Consider the following 16,154-nt stretch of genomic DNA (forward strand, 5'->3'; position numbering starts at 1 on the left):
CCCCTTGGCGTGCTGCGCCGCCGTCGCCTTCTCACTCGGTCCCGCCAGCGCCTGCGCACGGATCCCGTGCAGCTCGGCCACCCGCCCGCGGGCGTCCGTCGGCTCACCCGGCGCATCATCCAAAACGGTCATGTAGCGACTCTACGAAGCGAACCAAGGATCGCGAGACGTCGACTCTGCACAGTCTCAGGACCGTTTTCCTGGTAGCACCGAACAGAACCCGGTCGACATGCAGCCCTTTCGACTGCTCAGAGGGCACGGGGCTTGTAGGGGTCGCACAAAGTCGTCAGCTGAGAGTCACCTCACATTCATGGGTGGTGCATACCACCCCCGGAGTGACGCGGAGGCGCAGACGGCGTCCGGTCGCGAGGATCTCGACCGTCTCGTCGGACCGTACGGCAGCTCGTACCGGGTGGTCCCAGACGATCTCCAGGGGCTCTCCCGTGCGCGGTGGTTCGCTCACGCAGAGCGTAGCGGTGCGGCCGCGGCGGCGGACCAGCACGCTCGCCCCGGCGGTCGCGGTGAGCGGGCCCGCCGTACCGGCCTGCCAGAAGTTCGCCGCCGTGAATCCGAGCCGGGGCACGTCGACCGCCTGGCAGCGGGCGTCGTTGGCGAGGATCCGCCGGCCGCTGCGGTCGGCGGCGCGGCGGGCGACGGCGGCACGGGAGGCGCCCGGCAGGAGGACGTACACGTAGTCCGCGTCGGCCGGGTCCGTGCCGTGCTCCAGCCACAGGGTCTGCCAGCGGCGGGTGCGGCGCTCGGTCGTGCTGGTGGCGTTGATGTCGGACCAGGCCCCGGTGCGGTCCTCGCGCAGGGTCCGCAGGCCGCCGCCGGGCACGATCCAGCCGCCGTGGCCCTCCAGGTGCGCCCAGTCCCGGCCGCGGGCGAGGGCGTGGGTGCCGCCCTCCCCCAGGTTCCTGTTGTCGACCACCGTCTCGACCGGGACGCCGTCCGCGCAGGTGATGCCGGCGCCCAGGCAGACCACCTCGTCGTCGAGGAAGAACCAGGACCTGCGGGCTTCGAGCGTCGAACCGAGCCCCTTGAGGTGCTGCCCCACGGCCGCGTACTGGCCGTCGGTCGCGCCGCCGACCCAGCGGACGTCGGGCTTGGGCTCGCCCCACTCGCCGCCCGCCCGGTCGGGCAGGCGCCGGGTGGAGACGGTGGTGCCGGGCAGCCGGTACCAGTCGACGGTCGGCCAGAACCAGTCCGTGTACTGGTCGGATCCGGTCCCGTTCGCCCACCAGGTGAGCATGCCCGCGCCGGTGTGCCAGCCGCGCGGGTTCTCGCCGTTGCCGCACTCGTAGTGGGCGATGCGGTCACTGGCCATGGCGAGGGCGGCGGTGAAGGCGGGGCGGCGGTGGACGGCGCGGTCCATGGCCGCGAAGAGCCGGTGCCCGGCGGCTTCGGGCGCCGCCTCGACGGGGGCGTCAGCGATCGCGTGCAGCCGGGCCAGGTCGGCGACCGGGAGCTGGGGCGCCGTGAGGATCGGGGTGACGGTGTCCCGTTCGATCCAGCCCTTGATCCGGGCGTGCAGTCGCTCGCGGTCGGCGTCGCCCGCGCCGCCCGCGAGGACCGCCATGGCGGCGACGAGCTGCTGCCCGTGGTAGTGGTCGCTGCGCATGACGTGCAGGTCGTCGGCGGCGAGCTGACCCCGGCTGATCGCGCGGCCGTTGACCACGTCCATGACCAGGCCGTCGTGGACGAGGGGCGCGTAGGCGTGCTCGGCACTGTCGAGAACGATCTGCCTGCGGGGGTCGGTGACCTCCCACTCGGACCCGGCGAGCAGGGTGAAGAGCCGGCCGAGTCCGTCGAGCATCACCTGGCCGTACGTCCCCGAGTAGGCGACCCAGGTGTGCTGGACGAAGGAGCCGTCGGCGTAGAGCCCGTCGCCCCGCGTCACGTACGGGAAGACCGGTGAGAGGGCGTCGCGGGCGAGAGCGATCTTGGCGGGGGCCCGGCCGAGGATGCCGCGCAGGGCGACGGAGCGGCACAGGTCGACGCGGTTGGCGCCGGTGGAGGTGCCGGTGTAGTCGCCGAGCATCGTGTCGGGGACGAAGTGGTCGACGGCCGCACACGCGGCGGCGACGCGGTCGGCGCCCAGGTGGTCGTGGAGGGCGGCGGTGATGTCCATCAGGAGGCGGGGGCTGCCGATCTGCCATTCCCACCAGTTGCCGTAGCGGGTGGTGGCGGGGTTGTAGACGGTGGCCGAGAGGTGGTCGAGGCCGCGCAGGATCCCGGCGAGGAGGTCGGGGTCACCGGTGGAGCCGGTGCCCTGCTGGACGTACGCCTCGGTCATCGTCCACAGGCGGCCGTAGGAGAACGTGATGCCGGCGGGCGGGTCGAAGGGCTGGCCTGGCCACAGGGACGTGGCGGTGGGGGCCATGGTGGCGCGGTGGTCGCGGGCGCGTTCGCCGGTCTCGGCGAGGCGGGCGGCGTACGGCTCGGCGGCCGGGTCGTAGCCGGTGCCGAGGGTGAGATCGAGCCAGCGTCCGCGGAGGGTGCCGTAGGGGTCGTCCCCCTCGGCCGCGGCGGAACGCGGCGCGGGCGCGAGTGCGGCAGCCAGGGCGGCGGCGAGCAGGACGGCGCGGCGGGTGGGGACGGCGGGGTGCTGTGAGGTCATGCCCATGCCGTTTATCACGCGGAACGCGGTCGGGGAACGGTGCCGCGACGCGACGCGCGAAGTGGTTGTTGGCGGCCAGGAATAGGTCTACAGTCGAATCACGTTGGACTGGTTGAACATTCAACATCAAGACCTTCTACGGAGGACGCCATGACCACCACCCCCGACCTCGCCACCCTGACCGGCGAGTACACCGTCGACCCCGCCCACTCGGCGATCGGCTTCACGGCGCGCCACGCCATGGTCACCAACGTCAAGGGCAAGTTCCTCGACTTCTCCGGCACGCTGCACCTGGACGGCACCGACCCGACCCGCTCCACGGCGTCCCTGGACGTCACGATGGACAGCATCGACACCGGGTCCGCGGACCGCGACGGCCACCTCAAGAGCTCGGACTTCTTCAAGACGGACGAGTTCCCGACGATGACGTTCCGCTCCACCTCGGCCGAGTCGCTCGGGGGCGACGACTACCGGATCACCGGCGACCTGACGGTCCTCGGCACCACCAAGCCGCTCACCATCGACCTGGAGTTCAACGGCGCCGCCAAGGACCCGTTCGGCAACGAGCGCGTCGGCTTCGAGGGCAAGGCGGAGATCAAGCGCTCGGAGTGGGGCCTCACCTGGAACGCGGCCCTCGAGACGGGCGGCGTGCTGGTGTCCGACAAGATCAAGCTGAGCTTCGACATCTCGGCGATCAAGCAGGGCTGACGCCACCCCCAGCAGCTCCCGCACCTCGTCGACCGCGTGCCCGAAGGGGTCGGGGAACACCCCGAGCCCGTGCGCGACCAGCGCGCCCTCGTGCAGCAGCATCAGGGTGCGCCCCAGACGGGTCGCACGATGCCCTCGGTCCGTGCGGTCCGTGCGGTCCGTGCGGTCCGTGTGATTCCCGCCGTCCGGCTCGACCCCGCGGGCGAGTTCCGTGAACAGGTCCAGCATCCACCGCTTCTGACCGGTGATGACCGGGTACGCCGGGTGGGACGGGTCGCCGATCTCGGCGTGCGCGTTGATCATGCTGCACCCCTTGCTGCCGTACTCCGCCGCCCACTCCCGCGAGGCCTCGAAGACGGCCACCACCCGCACGGACGGCTCCCGGCCGGAGACCGCGCCCAGGCGGGCGGCCAGGAGTTCCCGCCAGCGCTCGTCCCGCCCGGCCAGGTACTCCACGACGATCTGCTCCTTCGAGCCGAACCGGTCGTACAGCGTCTTCTTCGTCACCCCCGCCTCGGCGGCGATCAGGTCCACCCCCACCGCATGGATGCCGCGCTCGTAGAACAGGCCCTCCGCCGCCCGCAGGACCCGCCGCGCGCCGGGCGTCATCCGCACCCGCCGCACCTGGTGCACCGTCTCCGGCCCCTGCTCCTGCTCCAGTGGTTCCATACCTCGGAAGTATACCGTTCTGTATAGTGGTCACCCAGCACTAGTAAACCGATCTGTCTACTGGCTGGGGTCGACATGAACGCCCTGCTCTCCGTCGCCTTCGTCCTCTGCTGGAGCTCCGGATTCATCGGAGCCAAGCTGGGCGCGGGCACCGCGGCCGCGACGACGCTGCTCATGTGGCGCTTCCTGCCGCTGGCCCTGGTCCTGCTCGCCGTCGCGGCCGTCTCCCGGACGGCGTGGCGCGGGCTGACGCTGCGGGACACCGGCCGCCAGGCCGCCATAGGCGCCCTGTCGCAGACCGGCTACCTGCTCAGCGTGTACTACGCCATCCAGCTCGGCGTCTCCAGCGGCACCACGGCACTGATCGACGGCGTGCAGCCACTGGTCGCCGGCGCGCTCGCCGGACCGCTGCTGCGGCAGTACGTCTCGCGCCGGCAGTGGCTGGGCCTGTGGCTGGGGCTGGCCGGAGTCGCCACGGTCACCACCGCGGACGCCGCGGCGGCGAGCGCGGACGTGGCGTGGTGGGCGTACCTCGTGCCGTTCCTCGGCATGCTGTCGCTGGTGGCGGCCACCTTCCTCGAAGGCCGCTCGCGCACGCCGGTCGCGCCCCGGGCCGCGCTGACGATCCACTGCGTGACCAGCGCCGTCCTCTTCGCGGGCCTGGCGCTCGGCACCGGATCCGCCGCCCCGCCGGCGGGCGGGAGCTTCTGGCTGGCGACCGCCTGGCTCGTGGTGCTGCCGACCTTCGGCGGCTACGGCCTGTACTGGCTGATCCTGCGCCGGTCGGGCGTCACCGAGGTGAACACCCTGATGTTTCTCATGGCTCCGGTCACGGCCGTGTGGGGCGCCCTGATGTTCGGCGAGCACTTCGGCGTGCAGACCGCCGTCGGCCTCGTGGTGGGGCTGGCGGCCGTGGCCGTGGTCCGGCACCGGGCCCGGCCCGGCGTCGTCGCTTCGTCCGCCGGCCGGCGGGACGCGACGGTGCCGTCCGTGTCCGCCACGCGCCGCTGACGCGTCCGCCCGGTCGGCGGACCTCGGCCCGCGGGCCGAAGAGGGCCAGAAGCCGAAGAGGGGTCAGAACCCTCCGCCGAAGTCCCCGCCGCCGCCGAACCCGCCGCCACCGCCGAAGTCGCCGCCGCCGAATCCGCCGCCGAAGTCGCCGGGGTCGAAGTCCGCGCCGGAGACGTCGCCGCCCTCGTAGCCGCCGCCGAAGTCGCCGTACCCCGTGCCGTAGCCGGCCCCGTAGGCGGGCCCGGCCATCATGCTGCCCAGCATGGTGCCGACCAGCAGTCCCGGCAGGATGCCGCCGCCGAAGTAGCCGCCCGCCCAGGGCCCGTACGCCGGGCCCGCGTCCCAGTAGGGCCGGCGGCCGTACTCGGTGTCCACCTCGCGGACCATCGGGTCCCGGCCCTCGGAGAGCCGCACCCGGTCGGCCGCGCAGACCGGCACCTGGCGGGTCACGCCGCCCGGCGGGGTCCAGGTGGCGTCGGCGACCGACGGACCGTGCCGCGGGTCGAAGAAGCAGGGCGGGCGGCGCTCGGGAAGCTCCCTGCCCTCCCGGCGGGCGGCGAGTTCGGCGAGCGAGAAGCGGCCGTCCTCCAGCGCCTGGGTGACGGAGCGCACGTCCTCCGGTTTGCGGGCGTCCGCCATGGAGGTCTTGGCCTGCTCGTAGGCGTCGAGGGCGCGTTCGTAGTCCGCCCGCATCGCGTCGTCGGCCCGGGGTTCGCCGGGGTGGAAGTCCAGGCGGTCCAGCTCCTCGCCGAACGCCGTGATGTCCTCGTCGACCACGACGCGCAGCCGTTCGAGCGCCTCCCGCTGCTCCTCCTCGCGGCGCCGCCTGCTGCGCCGGGCCAGCGCGTAGACGCCCGCGCCGCCGATCACGACCACGGCACCGGCGGTGATCAGTCCGGCGGCGGGCACGGAGCCGCCGCCGGAGTCCCAGGAGGAGGGCGCGGAGCCGCGTACGCTGCGCAGCGCGTCGTCGACGAAGTCGTTGAGCTGGGCCTTGGTGTCACCGGCGCCCTGCGCCGCCGTGACCAGGTTGTTCACGCCCTGGCGGCTCAGCACGCTGCTGTCGGCCCGCGCGTCGAAGCGGTCGCCCAGGCGGATGCCGTACAGACCGGTGATGCCGGTCTCGGTGCGCAGGTTCTGGAAGAGGTTCTGGGTCGGGTAATCGGCCGGGAGCACCGCCACGAAGACCGGTTCGCCCGCGTCCTCGATCTTGTCGGCGAGCGCCTCGGCGTCCGACTTGGACAGCAGGTCGGAGGCGTCCGGGTCCACGTACACGGGGCTCTCGCGCAGGGCGGCACCGATCTCGGAGACGTCGGTGGCCGCCTGTGCGCCCGGCGCACCGGCCAGCAGCACCGCCAGGGCGGCTATGACCGGCGCGACCAGGAGACGCAGGAAAACGTGAGCACGATCGCCCTTCATACGTTCGAACGTACCCGAATGCGCCTGAATGAGACATGAGCGGGCCCTCATCGCACGGCGAATCGCCACGGCGAGTCGCACGGCGCACTGCACGGGATCGCCCGAGTCGCCGTCCGTGTCGCTCACGTCACCGCCCGCGTCGCTCGGATCACCGCCCGCGCCGGTGTGCGGGGCACCGCGCGGGTCAGTGCTGGGGCGTGACCCCGGCCCGCAGCAGCCCGTACGTGTAGGCGTCCTCCAGGGCCTGCCACGAGGCGGCGATGACGTTCTCCGCGACACCCACGGTGGCCCACTCCCCCGTGCCGTCGCTCGTGGAGATGAGCACCCGGGTCGTGGACCGGGTGCCGTGCACGCCCTCCAGGATGCGGACCTTGTAGTCGACCAGGTCCAGCTTGGCCAGCTCCGGGTAGATCTTCTCCAGGGCGACGCGCAGGCACCGGTCCAGCGCGTTGACCGGGCCGTTGCCCTCGGCGGTGGCGACGATGCGCTCGCCCTTGGCCCAGAGCTTCACCGTGGCCTCGTTGGCGTGGCTGCCGTCGGGGCGGTCCTCGATGATCGCCCGCCGGGACTCGACGTCGAAGTACTTCAGGGGCTCGCCCTGGACCTCGGCGCGCAGCAGCAGCTCGAAGCTGGCGTCGGCGGCCTCGTAGGTGTAGCCCGCCAGCTCGCGCTCCTTGACCCGCTCGACGACCCGCCCGACCAGTTCCCGGTCGCCGCCGAGGTCGATGCCGAGTTCCTTGCCCTTGAGCTCGATGGAGGCGCGGCCGGCCATGTCGGAGACGAGCATCCGCATGGTGTTGCCGACCAGCTCGGGGTCGATGTGCTGGTACAGGTCGGGGTCGACCTTGATGGCGGAGGCGTGCAGTCCGGCCTTGTGCGCGAAGGCGGACACGCCGACGTAGGGCTGGTGGGTGGAGGGGGTGAGGTTGACGATCTCGGCGATGGCGTGGGAGATCCGCGTCGTCTCCCGCAGCCGGCCCTCGGGCAGGACCTTCTTGCCGTACTTGAGCTCCAGCGCGGCCACGACCGGGAAGAGGTTGGCGTTGCCGACGCGCTCGCCGTAGCCGTTCGCCGTGCACTGGACGTGGGTCGCGCCCGCGTCGACGGCGGCGAGGCTGTTGGCGACGGCGCACCCGGTGTCGTCCTGGGCGTGGATGCCGAGCCGGGCGCCGGTGTCGGCCAGCACCGTGGCGACCACGGCCTGGATCTGCGCCGGGAGCATGCCTCCGTTGGTGTCGCACAGGATGACGACGTCGGCGCCGGCCTCCGCGGCGGTGCGCACGACCGACTTCGCGTACTCGGGGTTGGCCCGGTAGCCGTCGAAGAAGTGCTCGCAGTCGACGAAGACCCGGCGGCCCTCGGCCCTGAGGTGGGAGACCGTGTCGGCGATCATCGCCAGGTTCTCCTCCAGCGTGGTCCGCAACGCCAGCTCGACGTGCCGGTCGTGGGACTTGGCGACCAGGGTGATCACCTCGGCACCCGAGTCCAGCAGCGCCTTGACCTGGTAGTCGTCGGCGGCGCGCGCGCCCGGGCGGCGGGTGGCGCCGAAGGCGACCAGCCGGGCGTGCCGGAAGTCGATCTCCTCCCGGGCGCGGGCGAAGAACTCGGTGTCCCGGGGATTGGCGCCGGGCCAGCCGCCCTCGATGAAGCCCACCCCGAAGTCGTCCAGGTACCGTGCGATGGCCAGCTTGTCCGCGACCGTGAGGTTGATCCCCTCGCGCTGCGCGCCGTCGCGCAGGGTGGTGTCGAATACGTGGAACGAATCGTCGAGTTCGCTGGTTGCGGTCATGATCTGAAGGCTCCTGTATGGGGTCTCGGTCTACCGGAATGACGGATTCCACCGGCCGTGTGGCTTCCCGCGCCGCTGCCCCCTCCCGGCTGGAGATGGGCCGGGAAAACGAAAAACCTCTCGCGGGTGCGAGAGGTCTGCGCGCGGGTCGAGGACGACGGTGTCCACCCGTACCTGGTCGTACGCGGTGGTCACTGCGGACCGGCGCGCCTGCTGCCAATAATCATGGCGAACGAGAGCACGGGGGAATTTTGGCACACTCTGTTCCTCTTCTCACTGCCCGTCTCAGGATGCGAGCGGAGACCGTCCGGATCAGTGCGATCGTGGCGGCGGGGAACGGGTGAAGGGCTGCCCCGTTCCCCGCCGGGCAGCCCTTCGTCACAGGTCTCGGCTGCAACAGCCGCCGTTCTCAGCCCAGCGTGTGCATCCAACCGTGCTTGTCCTCGGTCGTGCCGCGCTGGATGTCCAGTAGGGCCGCCCGCAGGCGCTGCGTCACCTCGCCGGGCTCGCCGCCGCTCTGCTGCCACTCGGCGCCGGGCCGCTTGACCGTGCCGACCGGTGTGATCACGGCGGCGGTGCCGCAGGCGAAGACCTCGGTGAGGGTGCCGTTCTCCGAGTCGCGCTGCCACTGGTCGATCGAGACACGGCCCTCCTCTGCCTCGTAGCCGAGGTCGCGGGCGACGGTGAGCAGGGAGTCGCGCGTGACGCCCTCCAGGATGGAGCCGGTGAGGGTGGGGGTGATGATCTTGTTCCCGTAGACGAAGTACAGGTTCATGCCGCCCAGTTCCTCGACCCACGTGCGCTCGATGGCGTCGAGGTAGCAGACCTGGTCGCAGCCCTTCGCGGCGGCCTCGGCCTGGGCGAGCAGGGAGGCCGCGTAGTTGCCGCCGGTCTTGGCATCGCCCATGCCGCCGGGGACGGCGCGCACGCGGTCCTCGGAGACCCAGATGGAGACCGGCTTGACGCCGCCCGGGAAGTAGGCGCCGGCCGGGGAGGCGATGACCAGGAACAGGTACTCGTTGGCCGGCTTGACGCCCAGTCCGACCTCGGTGGCGATCATGAAGGGGCGCAGGTAGAGGGATTCCTCGCCGCCGTGCGCCGGAACCCACTTCTCGTCCTGGCCGACCAGCGCGTCGCAGGCCTCGATGAAGGTCTCCACCGGCAGCTCCGGCATCCCGAGGCGGCGGGCGGAGGCCTGGAAGCGGGCGCCGTTCTTCTCGGGGCGGAAGGTCGCGACCGAGCCGTCGGGGCGGCGGTAGGCCTTGAGGCCCTCGAAGATCTCCTGGGCGTAGTGCAGGACCATGGCGGCCGGGTCCAGGGAGAGCGGGGCGTACGGAACGAGCCGGCCGTCGTGCCAGCCGCGGCCCTCGGTCCACTTGATGGTCACCATGTGGTCGGTGAAGTGGCGGCCGAACCCGGGGTTGGCCAGAATCGCCTCCCGTTCCGCGTCGGAGAGCGGGGTGGCGGAGGGCTTGAGCTCGATCGTGGGCGTCGTCATGGAGTGATGTCCTTCACCGGTTTTGGTTGTGACGGGCCGCTGTCACGCCCGTACGGCCGGTGGCCGGTGCCGGGGCGTCCGGGCATTCCCTCATGTCGCGGCTCCGCGTTCGATTATCGCGCGCGGCCTGTGACGGATGAAACGGGGTGAATGCGGCCCAGGTTCTGAATGGTCGCACCTGGCGGACGCAGGAGAAAGCCGCCGGGTGTCTCGTTCTGGACCCGGCGGCTTCGGCTTGGATTCGGTCGAGTGGCGCGGCGGGTCAGCCGGCTACTCGTACGGCGAGTGCGTCGCCGATCTCGGAGGTGCTCCGGGCGGGCAGACCGCCGCGCTCGCCGAGGTCGGCGGAGACGGCCGCCTCGATCCGGGCCGCCTCGGCGTCGTGGCCGAGGTGGCGCAGGAGCAGGGCGACGGACAGGACCGTGGCGGTGGGGTCGGCCTTGCCCTGGCCGGCGATGTCGGGCGCGGAGCCGTGCACCGGCTCGAACATCGAGGGGAATTCGCCGGACGGGTTGATGTTCCCGCTGGCGGCGACGCCGATGCCGCCGGAGACGGCCGCGGCGAGGTCGGTGATGATGTCGCCGAAGAGGTTGTCGGTGACGATCACGTCGAAGCGGGCCGGGTCGGTGACCAGGTAGATGGTCGCGGCGTCGACGTGGATGTAGTCGGTGGTGACCTCGGGGAACTCGGCGGCCACCTTGTTGAAGGTGTCGGTCCACAGGTGGCCCGCGAAGGTCAGCACGTTGTTCTTGTGGACCAGCGTGAGCTTCTTGCGGGGACGGGCCTGGGCGCGGGCGAAGGCGTCACGGACGACGCGCTCGACGCCGTAGGCCGTGTTGACGGAGACCTCGGTGGCGACCTCGTGCTCGGTGCCCTTGCGGATGGTGCCGCCGTTGCCCGTGTACGGACCCTCGGTGCCTTCGCGGACGACGACGAAGTCGATCTCCGGCCGGCCGGCCAGCGGCGACTCGACTCCGGGCTGCAGCTTGCTCGGGCGCAGGTTGACGTGGTGGTCGAAGGCGAAGCGGAGCTTGAGCAGGAAGCCGCGCTCCAGCACGCCGGACGGCACGGAGGGGTCGCCGATGGCGCCGAGCAGGATGGCGTCGTGGCCCTTCAGGGCGTCGAGGTCGGCGTCGGTGAGGGTCTCACCGGTGGCGTGGTAGCGCCGGGCGCCGAAGTCGAACTCCTTGGTCTCCAGCTTCACATCCTGCGGGAGGACGGCGGCCAGGACCTTGAGACCTTCGGTCACGACCTCCTGGCCGATGCCGTCACCGGGGATCACTGCGAGATTGAGGCTGCGAGAACTTGCCGACATGTGCGGCACCCTACCCCCCTGTCCCACGGGATGACACGCTCCGTCCGGCATGCGGACGCCGTCCGCGGCTGTCGCTCAGTGGCCGGTGGCGCCGCCGTTGTCCCGGCGGTCGAGGGCGCGCTGGAGGGCGGCCGCGGCGTTCTTGCGGTCGGAGTCGCTCGTACGGGAGGGGTGACGGACTCGGCGGCGGACGATCGTCTCGGCCATGGGAATCGACTCCTTCGGCGCTGAGGCAGCGCGGAGAGCGAGCGGTGCGGAGAGTCGCCGGAAGGGGCGGGGAGCGCGGGCCGCAGGGATCGCCTGCACGGGGCTCACGACCGCCGGCCGCTCGATCGAGCGGAACGTTCGGCTCCTACAAAGTTAAGGGAGCGGGGAGCATCTGTCTCCACACTTACTCGGACTTCCTACTATCTGAGACAGTGCCCTCGGTCACACGGCCCCGACCTGTGAAAACGCCCCGGGGGCCAGGCCGGTCGACCTGGCCCCCGGGGCGTTCGCGAGCGGTTTTCAGCCCATGTGCGGGTAGGTGTAGTCGGTCGGCGGGACCAGCGTCTCCTTGATGGCGCGGGTCAGGGTCCAGCGCATCAGGTTCTGCGGGGCGCCGGCCTTGTCGTTGGTGCCGGAGGCACGGCCGCCGCCGAAGGGCTGCTGGCCGACCACGGCGCCGGTCGACTTGTCGTTGATGTAGAAGTTGCCCGCCGCGTAGCGCAGCTTCTCCATCGTGTACGCCGCCGCCGCGCGGTCGTTCGACACGACCGATCCGGTGAGCGCGTAGTCGGACACGGATTCCATCTGCGTCAGCATCTCGTCGTACGCGTCGGCCTTGCTGTCGTCGTACACGTACACGGCGAGGAACGGGCCGAAGTACTCGGTGCGGAAGACCTCGTTCTCCGGGTCGGTGCACTCGACGACGGTCGGGCGGACGAAGTAGCCGACCGAGTCGTCGTAGGAGCCGCCCGCGACGATCGTGCAGGTCTCGTCCTCCTTGGCGCGGTCGATGGCGGCCTTGTTCTTGGCGAAGGACCGCTCGTCGATGACGGCGCCGACGAAGTTCGACAGGTCGGTGACGTCACCCATGGTGAGGTAGTCGACCTCGGCGGCGAACTCCTCCTTGAACCCGTCGTTCCAGATGGACGCCGGGATGTACGCGCGGGAGGTGGCGCTGCACTTCTGGCCCTGGTACTCGAACGCGCCGCGGGTCAGGGCCGTCTTGAGCACGGCGCGGTCGGCGCTCGGGTGGGCGACCAGGAAGTCCTTGCCGCCGGTCTCGCCGACCAGGCGCGGGTAGGTGCGGTACTTCTCGATGTTGTTGCCGACCGTCTTCCACAGGTGCTGGAAGGTCCTGGTCGAGCCGGTGAAGTGGATGCCCGCCAGGTCCCGGTGTTCCAGCGCGACCTCGGAGACCGCGATGCCGTCGCCGGTGACCAGGTTGATGACGCCCTTGGGCAGCCCGGCCTCCTCCAGGAGCCGCATGAGCAGCACGGCGGCGTGGGTCTGCGTCGGGGACGGCTTCCAGACCACGACGTTGCCCATCAGGGCCGGGGCGGTGGGCAGGTTGGCCGCGATCGCGCTGAAGTTGAAGGGCGTGATCGCGTAGACGAAGCCCTCCAGCGGGCGGTGGTCCATCCGGTTCCACACGCCCTGGGAGTTGGCCGGGGGCTGCTCGGCCAGGATGTTCCGGGCGTAGTGGACGTTGAAGCGCCAGAAGTCGATCAGCTCGCAGGGGCTGTCGATCTCGGCCTGCTGCGCGGTCTTGGACTGGCCGAGCATGGTGGAGGCGGCAATCGTCTCGCGCCACGGGCCGGACAGCAGTTCGGCGGCGCGCAGGATGATCGCCGCGCGGTCGTCGAAGGACATCGCGCGCCACGCCGGGGCGGCGGCCAGGGCGGCGTCGATCGCGTCCTGGGCGTCCGCCTGCGTGGCGTTGGCGTAGGTGCCCAGGCGGGACTTGTGGTTGTGCGGCTGCACGACGTCGAAGCGCTCACCGCCGCCCATCCGCCTGACGCCGCCGATGGTGCAGGGCAGGTCGACGGGGTTGTCGGCCAGCTCCTTGAGTTTGGCCTCCAGACGGGCGCGCTCGGGCGAACCGGGGGCGTAGCCGTGCACCGGCTCGTTGACGGGGGTGGGGACCTGGGTCACAGCGTCCATGGGTTCCGTAACTCCTTGACTTGAGCGGGTTGTGCGAGCGGGTGCGGGCTCAGCCCTTGCTGACCATCGAGCGGGCGAAGAACCGGAGGTTCGCCGGCTTCTCCGCGAGACGGCGCATGAAGTAGCCGTACCAGTCGGTGCCGTAGGCCGTGTAGACGCGCATGCGGTGCCCCTCGGCGGCCAGCCGCAGGTGCTCGTCGCCCCGGATGCCGTACAGCATCTGGAACTCGTACTCGTCGAGCTTGCGTCCGGCCGTGCGGGCCAGCTCCTGGGCGATGGAGATCAGGCGCGGGTCGTGCGACCCGACCATCGGATAGCCCTCGCCCTCCATCAGGGTGCGCAGGATCCGCACGTACGCCTTGTCGATCTCGTGGCGCTGCTGGTACGCGACCTCTGCGGGCTCCTTGTAGGCGCCCTTCACCAACCGTACGCGAGAGCCGCTGTCGGCCAGGCGGCGCGCGTCGTCCTCGGTGCGGAAGAGGTAGGCCTGGATGACGCAGCCGGTCTGCGGGAAGTCCTTGCGCAGCTCCTCGTGGATGGCGAACATCGAGTCGAGGGTCGTGTGGTCCTCCGCGTCCAGGGTGACCGTGGTGCCGATCTCGGCGGCGGCCTCGACGACCGGACGGACGTTCGCGGCGGCCAGCTCGTGGCCGCCGTCCAGCGCCTGGCCGAACATCGACAGCTTCACGGACATCTCGGCGCGGGTGCCGAGGCCCAGGGGCTTCAGCCGGTCGATCAGCTCGAGGTAGGCGTCGCGGGCGGCCCCGGCCTGTGCGGGGGTGGTGATGTCCTCGCCGACGACGTCCATCGTCAGCTCCAGGCCCTGCTCGGTGAGGTCGCGGACGATCGGCACGATCTCGTCGACCGACTCGCCGGGGATGAACCGGTCGACGACCGGCTTCGTCACAGGCGCGGCCGAGACCAGCCGGCGCATCCGGTCGCTGCGCGACGCGGCGAGAATCACGGGACCCAGCACGGGGCACCTCCACTTGCCAACCAACACGAGGCCGCGCCCGGAGTCCGGTGTCCAGGGGTTCGGGAACGGCACGGAGAACCACCGTGAAATCTAGGGACGGTCCCGATCGTCGGCCATCGACAGCTGTCACGCATCCGTGCCGCGGATCTCATACAGATGTATGAAGGCCGTGCGAGTATGCGGCAGAATGCCCGGGTGACGCCGGATTCCAGAAGTGAGTACCAGGAGCTGATCGACGAGATCTCGGAGCTCCTGGGCGCTCCCGCGACGCTCGAGAACCGCGACTTCGAGCTGATCGCCTTCGGCGCGTACGACAGCGAGGGCGACCTCGACCCCTCCGTCCTGGACCCGGTGCGCACCCGGTCGATCCTGACCCGGCGCTCCACCGCCGCCGTCCGCTCCTGGTTCGAGGGCTTCGGCATCACCCGGGCGACCGGGCCGGTCCGTATCCCGCCGACCCCTCAGGCGGGGGTGTACCGGGGCCGTACATGTCTGCCGGTACGCCATCGGGGTGTGGTCCTCGGCTACGTCTGGCTGCTCGACACCGATCCGGGCCCGACCGAGCGGCAGCTGGCGGCGGCCATGGCGGTGACGGTCCGGATCGGCGCGCTGCTCGCGGACGAGGCACAGCACGGCGCCGACCTGAGCCGGGAGCTGCGGGCGGTGCTGACCGCCGAGCGGGGCTGGCAGCGGGACATGGCGATCGCGGAGCTGCGCACGGCGCTCGGCGCCCGCGCGGACACCCCGCACGCGGTGGTCTGTGTGGCGCCCTGGCCGTCGGCGGACCCGGACGACGCGCCCTCGGTCCGTACGGTGCCGGGGGCGACCGCACTGTGCACGGTGCCGTGGGGGACGGCGGGGCAGTCGCTGGCGCTGCTGGTCAGGCTGCGTGCGGCGGACGTGCCGGCCCCGGCGACCGCGGCGGCGGGGCGGCTGCTGGAACGGGCCCCGGGCGCGGCCGGCCCGGGCCCGGGTGCCGCGGGGGTGGTCGCGGCCGGGGTGTCCGCACCGCGCACGGGGCTCGCGGAGCTGGGGGCGGCCTGGTGGGAGGCGTCGGCGGCGGCCCGGGCGGCGCGGGCCGAGTCGCGGTTCGGGCCGGTCGCGCAGTGGACGTCGATCGGGCCGTTCCGGCTGCTGGCCGGACTGCCCCCGCACTCGGCCCACGACCCCGCCGTACGGGCGCTGCTCTCCCCCGCCCACCGTGAACTCGCCCGCACGGCGGAGGTGTACCTGGACCGTGCGGGCCAGGCCGGCCGTACCGCCGCCGAGCTGGGCATCCACCGCCAGACGCTGTACTACCGGCTCTCCCGCGTCGAACAGCTCACCGGCCTGGACCTGGACGACGGGGAGGACCGGCTGCTGCTGCACATGGCGCTCAAGGCGCACCGCCTGTAGCGGCGGCCCCGGTCCCCTCGATCACCCGGCGCAGGCCCTCGGTGAGCCGGTCCGCCTCGGGGGCGGACCCGGGGTCGAACGTCCACTGGGCCATGAGGCCCATCATCAGGGTCGTGTAGAAGGTGCCGAGCGTGTCGACGGCCTCCTCCGGCACCTCGTCCTCGGGGGCGTCCGTGAACAGGGCGACGAGTCCGCGCGAGCCCTCGCGCTGGGCGCGCGCCAGGTGGTCGCGGACCTCCGGCACCTGGTCCCCGAGGGCCACGACCTCCATGCTCAGCCGCCACATCGAGCCCGGCCCGCGCATGGTTCCGACGACGTTCGACCACACCGAGGCGAACCGCTCCAGCGAGCCGGGCCCGCCCTTGACCTCGCCGTCGAAGGCCTCGGACATGTTCTCGACCATCGCCACGTACGCCTGCGCGAGCAGGGCGTCCTTCGACCCGTAGTGGTAGCCGATGGAGGCCAGGTTGGTCCCCGACTCCTTGACGATGTCGCGGGCCGTCGTGCGCACGAACCCCTTGGCGAGCAGGCAGCGCTTGGCGCCTTCGAGCAGATCCTCACGATGTCCCATGACGTCACCTTACCCAGCCCTCCATACGCACGTCT

Annotated in this window: 12 protein-coding genes and 1 pseudogene; 3 read left to right on the top strand and 10 right to left on the bottom strand. The window is 71.5% G+C overall.

Annotated elements, in window-relative coordinates:
- Window positions 1–286 precede the first annotated feature (286 nt).
- Window positions 287–2,620 carry a polysaccharide lyase 8 family protein gene (locus tag HZS56_RS25615; RefSeq protein ID WP_216723128.1) on the bottom strand — a complete coding sequence of 778 codons (2,334 nt, stop codon included), beginning with the start codon at window positions 2,618–2,620 and terminating at the stop codon, window positions 287–289.
- A gap of 150 nt (window positions 2,621–2,770) precedes the next feature.
- Between HZS56_RS25615 and HZS56_RS25620 the strand changes: the two genes are divergently transcribed.
- Window positions 2,771–3,328 (top strand): YceI family protein, encoded by a 558-nt coding sequence (locus tag HZS56_RS25620; protein WP_216723129.1) that lies wholly within the window; start codon window positions 2,771–2,773, stop codon window positions 3,326–3,328.
- Window positions 3,329–3,337: 9 nt separating this feature from the next.
- Here HZS56_RS25620 and HZS56_RS25625 read toward each other — a convergent pair.
- Window positions 3,338–3,937 (bottom strand): annotated as a pseudogene (locus HZS56_RS25625) (TetR/AcrR family transcriptional regulator); the annotation flags it as partial.
- A gap of 135 nt (window positions 3,938–4,072) precedes the next feature.
- Between HZS56_RS25625 and HZS56_RS25630 the strand changes: the two are divergent.
- Window positions 4,073–5,008 carry a DMT family transporter gene (locus HZS56_RS25630; protein ID WP_216723130.1) on the top strand — a complete coding sequence of 312 codons (936 nt, stop codon included), beginning with the start codon at window positions 4,073–4,075 and terminating at the stop codon, window positions 5,006–5,008.
- A gap of 63 nt (window positions 5,009–5,071) precedes the next feature.
- Here HZS56_RS25630 and HZS56_RS25635 read toward each other — a convergent pair whose 3' ends face one another.
- The 7 genes from HZS56_RS25635 to HZS56_RS25660 all read right to left on the bottom strand — a co-directional run bounded on the left by HZS56_RS25635 (window position 5,072) and on the right by HZS56_RS25660 (window position 14,153).
- Window positions 5,072–6,427 (bottom strand): hypothetical protein, encoded by a 1,356-nt coding sequence (locus tag HZS56_RS25635; RefSeq protein WP_216723131.1) that lies wholly within the window; start codon window positions 6,425–6,427, stop codon window positions 5,072–5,074.
- A gap of 184 nt (window positions 6,428–6,611) precedes the next feature.
- A complete protein-coding gene (gene cimA / locus HZS56_RS25640) occupies window positions 6,612–8,216 on the bottom strand; it encodes a citramalate synthase (protein WP_216723132.1) in 1,605 nt (534 codons plus the stop codon).
- Between the two features lie 409 nt (window positions 8,217–8,625).
- Window positions 8,626–9,714, bottom strand: coding sequence for a branched-chain amino acid aminotransferase (locus HZS56_RS25645; protein WP_216723133.1), 1,089 nt, complete (start codon window positions 9,712–9,714; stop codon window positions 8,626–8,628).
- A gap of 262 nt (window positions 9,715–9,976) precedes the next feature.
- Window positions 9,977–11,029, bottom strand: a complete 1,053-nt coding sequence (locus HZS56_RS25650; RefSeq protein ID WP_216723134.1) for a 3-isopropylmalate dehydrogenase — start codon at window positions 11,027–11,029, stop codon at window positions 9,977–9,979.
- Between the two features lie 75 nt (window positions 11,030–11,104).
- The gene (locus HZS56_RS38795) at window positions 11,105–11,236 is read right to left on the bottom strand and encodes a hypothetical protein (RefSeq protein WP_301543078.1); all 132 of its coding nucleotides are present in this window, start codon (window positions 11,234–11,236) and stop codon (window positions 11,105–11,107) included.
- Between the two features lie 300 nt (window positions 11,237–11,536).
- The gene (gene pruA, locus HZS56_RS25655; RefSeq protein WP_216723135.1) at window positions 11,537–13,177 is read right to left on the bottom strand and encodes an L-glutamate gamma-semialdehyde dehydrogenase; all 1,641 of its coding nucleotides are present in this window, start codon (window positions 13,175–13,177) and stop codon (window positions 11,537–11,539) included.
- Between the two features lie 49 nt (window positions 13,178–13,226).
- A complete protein-coding gene (locus HZS56_RS25660) occupies window positions 13,227–14,153 on the bottom strand; it encodes a proline dehydrogenase family protein (protein ID WP_216723136.1) in 927 nt (308 codons plus the stop codon).
- 177 nt (window positions 14,154–14,330) lie between these two features.
- On the opposite strand from HZS56_RS25660, the gene HZS56_RS25665 reads away from it, so the two are divergent.
- The gene (locus HZS56_RS25665) at window positions 14,331–15,548 is read left to right on the top strand and encodes a PucR family transcriptional regulator (RefSeq protein ID WP_216723137.1); all 1,218 of its coding nucleotides are present in this window, start codon (window positions 14,331–14,333) and stop codon (window positions 15,546–15,548) included.
- Here the strand turns inward: HZS56_RS25665 and HZS56_RS25670 are convergent.
- The gene (locus tag HZS56_RS25670; RefSeq protein WP_216723138.1) at window positions 15,529–16,119 is read right to left on the bottom strand and encodes a TetR/AcrR family transcriptional regulator; all 591 of its coding nucleotides are present in this window, start codon (window positions 16,117–16,119) and stop codon (window positions 15,529–15,531) included. The two genes, HZS56_RS25665 and HZS56_RS25670, sit on opposite strands and share 20 nt — an antisense overlap.
- Between the last annotated feature and the right edge of the window lie 35 nt (window positions 16,120–16,154).

The sequence above is a fragment of the Streptomyces mayonensis genome, assembly GCF_018982965.1.
Lineage (GTDB): Bacteria > Actinomycetota > Actinomycetes > Streptomycetales > Streptomycetaceae > Streptomyces > Streptomyces mayonensis.

Excerpts from the sequence above, each read along its gene's own strand:
- HZS56_RS25615 (WP_216723128.1), bottom strand. The coding sequence starts at position 2,620 with ATGACCTCACAGCACCCCGCCGTCCCCACCCGCCGCGCCGTCCTGCTC.
- HZS56_RS25620 (WP_216723129.1), top strand. The coding sequence starts at position 2,771 with ATGACCACCACCCCCGACCTCGCCACCCTGACCGGCGAGTACACCGTC.
- HZS56_RS25630 (WP_216723130.1), top strand. The coding sequence starts at position 4,073 with ATGAACGCCCTGCTCTCCGTCGCCTTCGTCCTCTGCTGGAGCTCCGGA.
- HZS56_RS25635 (WP_216723131.1), bottom strand. The coding sequence starts at position 6,427 with ATGAAGGGCGATCGTGCTCACGTTTTCCTGCGTCTCCTGGTCGCGCCG.
- cimA (WP_216723132.1), bottom strand. The coding sequence starts at position 8,216 with ATGACCGCAACCAGCGAACTCGACGATTCGTTCCACGTATTCGACACC.
- HZS56_RS25645 (WP_216723133.1), bottom strand. The coding sequence starts at position 9,714 with ATGACGACGCCCACGATCGAGCTCAAGCCCTCCGCCACCCCGCTCTCC.
- HZS56_RS25650 (WP_216723134.1), bottom strand. The coding sequence starts at position 11,029 with ATGTCGGCAAGTTCTCGCAGCCTCAATCTCGCAGTGATCCCCGGTGAC.
- HZS56_RS38795 (WP_301543078.1), bottom strand. The coding sequence starts at position 11,236 with ATGGCCGAGACGATCGTCCGCCGCCGAGTCCGTCACCCCTCCCGTACG.
- pruA (WP_216723135.1), bottom strand. The coding sequence starts at position 13,177 with ATGGACGCTGTGACCCAGGTCCCCACCCCCGTCAACGAGCCGGTGCAC.
- HZS56_RS25665 (WP_216723137.1), top strand. The coding sequence starts at position 14,331 with ATGCGGCAGAATGCCCGGGTGACGCCGGATTCCAGAAGTGAGTACCAG.
- HZS56_RS25670 (WP_216723138.1), bottom strand. The coding sequence starts at position 16,119 with ATGGGACATCGTGAGGATCTGCTCGAAGGCGCCAAGCGCTGCCTGCTC.